Below are 5337 nucleotides of genomic sequence, written 5' to 3' on the forward strand. Positions count from 1 at the left end.
AATTATATATCCAGGAAGGCTATTTAACAAACACTATATTTTGAATCTTGAAAAAGGCTTTATTAATATCAACGCTATTATGATTCCAACTACAAACTGAAGTACATTCCAGGGTATGCTCACTAAAGGTGCTGCAAAATTGCTGTATATAAAAGCTTCATATACATAGTATCCTGCCACCATTACCAATCCTCCAATAATCATGGATCCTGCAACCGTACTGTTTTTCTTCTCCCTTACAAGTCCTGTAACATATGCCATGACTCCTTTGAGGACTATCGTTGCCGGAATATAGATTACATAACCCTTAAGACCGTCAGCCATTGCTGACCCCAGTGCAGCCGCCAGCATTCCGTAGTGCGGTCCAAGTAAAAGACCCGACAGGAACACTGCCGCATCTCCAAGGTGTATATATCCTGAAAAAGGAAGAGCCGTACCAATATATGTTGCCACATAAACCACAGCAGCCATTAAAGCTGAAATTGTTATTGTTCTCGTTTTACTCTCTCTCATAAAAATTCTCCTTAAAATCTTTTCTTATTATGATTTTGACACTTGAATATAATTAAACTATAATATAAATGTGACCACTTGAAAAGATACAGATTTAATATTTTAAATAAGGACAGAGGTGAATTATGATATTTGCATTTATTCCAGATAGAAAAGCCAAGAAACCTATATACATACAACTCTATGAGCATATACGAGACGAAATAAAGAACCAGACAATAAAAAAAGGCGAGAAGCTTCCCTCCATAAGGGAAACTGCCTCCACCTACAAAATAAGCAAGACCACAGTTGAAAACTCATATTTTCAGCTTCTGACGGAAGGATATATAGAGAGTCTTCCAAAGAAGGGCTACTTTGCCCAGGATCTTAGAGACTATTTCTCCGATGAAAGCACTATACCTGCAACTTCTGCAGCACAGGAAAAAGAGCGATACATGGAAGATGAAGAATTCGACAAGTTCAAAAACGAAAATGTCCACATGGGAAGCATAGACACTAAAATATGGAAGAAGCTTTACAACAGAATATTGACTGATTTTGAGGAGGAAATATACAGCTCTGGTTCATACCAGGGCGAATCCATACTCAGATATGAAATATCCAACTTTGTAAATAAGACAAGAGGCGGAAAGACAAGACCAGAACAAATAGTTATAGGTGCTGGAATACAATATCTAATGGGTATACTGGCAGGAATGGTAAAAAACCAAGTAAAGACTGCAGCAGTAGAATCCCCTGGATACGAAAAGGCTAAATACATATTCGAGGACTACGGCTTTAATACAGTTGATATTCCCGTAAGTGAAGACGGATTGAATTTGCAGTCCCTTGAAACATCAGGAGCGGACATAGCATATGTGTCCCCTTCCCACCAGTTCCCAACTGGTTCCCTCATGCCTATAGGAAAAAGGCTCGATCTCCTTTCCTGGGCTGAAAACAATAAAAGTTACATACTAGAGGACGACTACGATAGCCTAATACGATTCGAATCACTACCTGTCCCATGCCTTCAGGGTCTGGACAAAGACGACAGGATAATATATCTTGGTTCCTTCTCGAAAATACTGACTCCAGCCATGAGGCTATCATATATGATACTACCTGACAGGCTCCTTGAAAACTACAAAGGGATTTTATCTAAATACACCCAGTCCGCCTCCAAAATTGAGCAGCTTACCCTTGCATTCTTTATAGGTGAAGGACATATCTACAAACACCTAAGGAAGATAAAAAGAATCTATAGTAAAAAAAGAAACCTTATAAAGAAATACCTTGAATACTTGTGGAACGGTGAAGTAACAATGATAAGTGCAGACTCGGGACTTCACGCAGTTGTGTCCCTGGAAAGTAAAAAGCCTGCAGAAGAAATCATTGATTTCTTTGCAGACAAGGGTGTTCTTGTAAATATTATAAGAAAAAAAGGTATGGTCTACGAACTTTCCATTTCCTACAGCGGTTTGTCCTTTGAAGAGCTTGAGCTTTCGTTATGAGCCAGTCTCATATCAACATCCTCTTCTATGAGGGTCTTTAGTAATACTACCGTAGGAACTCCTAATATCATTCCTAATGGTCCAGCAGCAATGGCGCCCATGCTGACTCCTGATATTACCCAGAAGGGGCTTACTCCAACAGCCTTTCCAATAATCTTGGGATCTATGAAGTTTGCGTCAACCTGACCAACGACTATGATTATTATTAGGGCAACAAGAGCTTTGGCAGGATTCACAAAAAGGGACACTATGATTACAGGTACAGATCCAAAGAAGGGCCCGAAATATGGTATCATATTTGCGGCTCCAACTATCAATCCCATTATGAGACTGTAGGGTACTCCAAATATTGTAAAAAGAAATATGTTTATTATTCCTACTATTGTGGAATCAAGAATCTTTCCATTGAAATACATCTTGAATATATGGTTTGCCTTCTCCACTGTTTCTTCAAGCTTATTGGCCCTGTCATCGCTAAAATAAGCATGACTGGTCCTTTTCATCCTGTTTAGAAGGTCTTCTTTTTCAATAAGCATGTATATGGACATTACAAAACTAGACAAGAAGGCAAGAAGTCCTCCTCCAATGTTTGACACCAGGCTTAAAACAAAATTCGAAACATACTGAAGGGCTTTTGTTATATATTCTATAACCTGCTGGCTAGTCTCTCCCGTAGAATCCGTAAAGTTGTCAAGAATCCATGTTACAAAGGCATTATCCGTTTGGTCCCTAAGTTCTGCAATATATTGATTTACATCTATGTCGCCGTTTACGAAAAAGTCCACCATAGAGTTGAAGTTTTCTGAAATAACCGGCACAACAAATGATATTGCAACAACTACAGCCCCCACAAAAATCAAATAGGTGAGGAGTATTCCAACCTTCCTCCTCATCTTAAGTCTTCTTATAAATACATTTGCCACAGAATCCAGTATATAGGCTATGGCAAAGGCAAGGATCACAGGTTTAAAGACGCTTACTAATGACGACAGTGCTCCACTGTTGAAAAACAGGAATCCCATGACTATGGCAATTGTTATCAAAGGCAAATAAAGCCTTATTATACTTTTGGTTGCAGTTTTCATATATATCTCCAATTCAATCATTTTATATCAATTTCAAGTATTCTACATTATAACATCAATGAATGTTTTTGTGAATTGAAATTCAAATCATTGCTTAATTCAGCTATATATATTAAAATAATAATATACAAGAAAGTTTCCTTTTATTACAAAATCACAACGCTTCAAGTGATTTTGTATATACTAACTTTCCTAGGCAAGGACACAATAAAGTAACTACTTAGAATAAGGAGGAATCATATGTTTGGAAAAACCGCCAATCTTGAAAGAGAACTAATCGAAAGTATCGAAAAATCCATATTAGAAAGAAAAGAAACCCTCTGCCCCACCTGAGACAGCACAAAGACAATGTCGCTCCCGTGGGGAGTTAAAGAACCCGTAGATCCTGAAAATGCACAGTCTGTAATGCATTATATCCAGGATTTGAAAGACAAGGTGATCTGCCTACCATCTGGAAACGAATCGAAAATTCTGATAGCATCAGTAAAGGAAAGAAAAGGAAAATATCTTCTGATCTTCAGATATGAACTAACAAAGCAAAACTCAAATATTTTACCGGATATAGATTTTTTATAATTTACAATTAATGCTTCACATATCAATAAAAGCAAGTTCCCGAAACATAAGGAGCTTGCTTTTTGATAGCTTAAGAAAGTTAAAATATGCATAACACTTTGAAGAGTTGGTGTTATGCGGTTATATGATTAACTTTCTTAGGCAATAAAAAAACCCCGAGCTATAAGCACGGGGTTTGAAAATTCAACTATCTTGCGATTTGGATATTTTCTGCTTGTGGTCCTTTTTGTCCTTGAACAACGTCAAAAGTAACGCTTTGTCCTTCTTCTAAAGATTTGTATCCGTCAGCTTGAATTTGAGAGAAATGTGCAAATACATCTACTCCGTCATCCCCTGTAATAAAACCAAATCCTTTTTCTGAGTTAAACCATTTTACTGTACCATTCATCATGTGTACCTCCTAATTATATTTTCCTTAAATCCGTGTAACTAATAACATTTTCTTAATCAGGATAGCACTAAGTGAATATGAACACCAATCAGAAATTACCTGTTACTAATCTTACTTTCGTTTTAAGCAACAATTAATACTACCATTAATATCTCTATTTGTCAAACTTATTTAAAAATCAAACACAAAATAAATTTTTCAAAGTAATAAAAAATCCCGAACCATAAGGTTCGGGATTTGAAAATTTCAACTATCTAGCTACTTGGATATTTTCTGCTTGAGGTCCTTTTTGACCTTGAACTACATCAAAAGTAACTTCTTGACCTTCGTCCAATGTTTTGTATCCATCTATTTGAATTTGTGAGAAGTGTGCGAATACATCTACTCCGTCATCTCCTGTAATAAAACCAAATCCTTTTTCTCCGTTAAACCATTTTACTGTACCACTCATCGTGTGTACCTCCTAATTATATTTTCCTTAAACTCTGTAACTAATAACACTTTCTAAATCAGGATAACACGTAGTATATGAGCACTAATTAGAAATATCCTGTTACTAAATTTACTATCGTTTTAAGCAACAGGTGTATAATACCACTAATATGCCGTCTTGTCAATAAACATCAAGAAAGAAAAACGACAAACAAGGTATAACTCCTAAGCTCAGCCATGTTTAAGCCTTTTATTAAATAGAAATTGAAATTATTTGGGCAACAAGAAAGCAGCTTTGCTGCGTTAAATGCACAAGCATTTCTTAAGCTATAAAAAAACCCCGAACCATAAGGCACGGGGTTTGAAAATTCAATTATGCTATGTTAATATTTTCTGCTTGAGGACCTTTTTGACCTTGAACTACGTCAAAAGTTACTTCTTGTCCTTCTTCTAAAGATTTGTATCCGTCAGCTTGGATTTGTGAGAAATGTGCAAATACATCTACTCCGTCATCTCCTGTTATAAAACCAAATCCTTTTTCTGCGTTAAACCATTTTACTGTACCACTCATCGTGTGTACCTCCTAATTATATTTTTCCTTAAATCCGTGTAACTAATAACATCTTCTTAATCAGGATAACACTTAATGAATACGAGTACCAACCAGAAATTACCTGCTACAATTTACTTTCGTCTTAAGCAACAAATGTATAATACCACTAATATGCTATCTTGTCAATAAATAACAAAAAAGAAACCCGACAAACAAGGTATATCTCCTAAGCTCAGCCATGATCAAGCCTTTTATTTAATGAAAATTGAAATTATTTGAGCAACAAGAAAGCAGCTT

The 5337-nt window shown here is 36.2% G+C and carries 7 protein-coding genes; 2 read left to right on the top strand and 5 right to left on the bottom strand.

Features of this window, described 5'->3' with window-relative positions:
* Positions 1-33: 33 nt before the first annotated feature.
* Positions 34-513 carry an ECF transporter S component gene (locus tag AC3AX0_RS06525; protein ID WP_487549499.1) on the bottom strand — a complete coding sequence of 160 codons (480 nt, stop codon included), beginning with the start codon at positions 511-513 and terminating at the stop codon, positions 34-36.
* Positions 514-638: 125 nt separating this feature from the next.
* Between AC3AX0_RS06525 and pdxR the strand changes: the two genes are divergently transcribed.
* Entirely contained in the window at positions 639-2003 is a 1365-nt protein-coding gene (pdxR, locus tag AC3AX0_RS06530) for a MocR-like pyridoxine biosynthesis transcription factor PdxR (RefSeq protein WP_487549500.1), read from the top strand.
* Here the strand turns inward: pdxR and AC3AX0_RS06535 are convergent.
* Positions 1961-3088, bottom strand: coding sequence for an AI-2E family transporter (locus tag AC3AX0_RS06535; RefSeq protein WP_487549501.1), 1128 nt, complete (start codon positions 3086-3088; stop codon positions 1961-1963). The two genes, pdxR and AC3AX0_RS06535, sit on opposite strands and share 43 nt — an antisense overlap.
* A 348-nt stretch (positions 3089-3436) precedes the next feature.
* On the opposite strand from AC3AX0_RS06535, the gene AC3AX0_RS06540 reads away from it, so the two are divergent.
* Positions 3437-3664 carry a hypothetical protein gene (locus AC3AX0_RS06540; RefSeq protein ID WP_487549502.1) on the top strand — a complete coding sequence of 76 codons (228 nt, stop codon included), beginning with the start codon at positions 3437-3439 and terminating at the stop codon, positions 3662-3664.
* Positions 3665-3851: 187 nt separating this feature from the next.
* Here the strand turns inward: AC3AX0_RS06540 and AC3AX0_RS06545 are convergent, their stop codons facing one another.
* The 3 genes from AC3AX0_RS06545 to AC3AX0_RS06555 all read right to left on the bottom strand — a co-directional run bounded on the left by AC3AX0_RS06545 (position 3852) and on the right by AC3AX0_RS06555 (position 5058).
* Complete coding sequence (locus tag AC3AX0_RS06545) at positions 3852-4052, bottom strand: cold-shock protein (RefSeq protein ID WP_487549505.1); 201 nt, start codon at positions 4050-4052, stop codon at positions 3852-3854.
* A 253-nt stretch (positions 4053-4305) separates the two neighbouring features.
* Positions 4306-4506 carry a cold-shock protein gene (locus tag AC3AX0_RS06550; protein WP_487549503.1) on the bottom strand — a complete coding sequence of 67 codons (201 nt, stop codon included), beginning with the start codon at positions 4504-4506 and terminating at the stop codon, positions 4306-4308.
* Between the two features lie 354 nt (positions 4507-4860).
* A complete protein-coding gene (locus tag AC3AX0_RS06555) occupies positions 4861-5058 on the bottom strand; it encodes a cold-shock protein (RefSeq protein WP_487549504.1) in 198 nt (65 codons plus the stop codon).
* Between the last annotated feature and the right edge of the window lie 279 nt (positions 5059-5337).

It is taken from the genome of Dethiosulfatibacter sp., assembly GCF_983023055.1.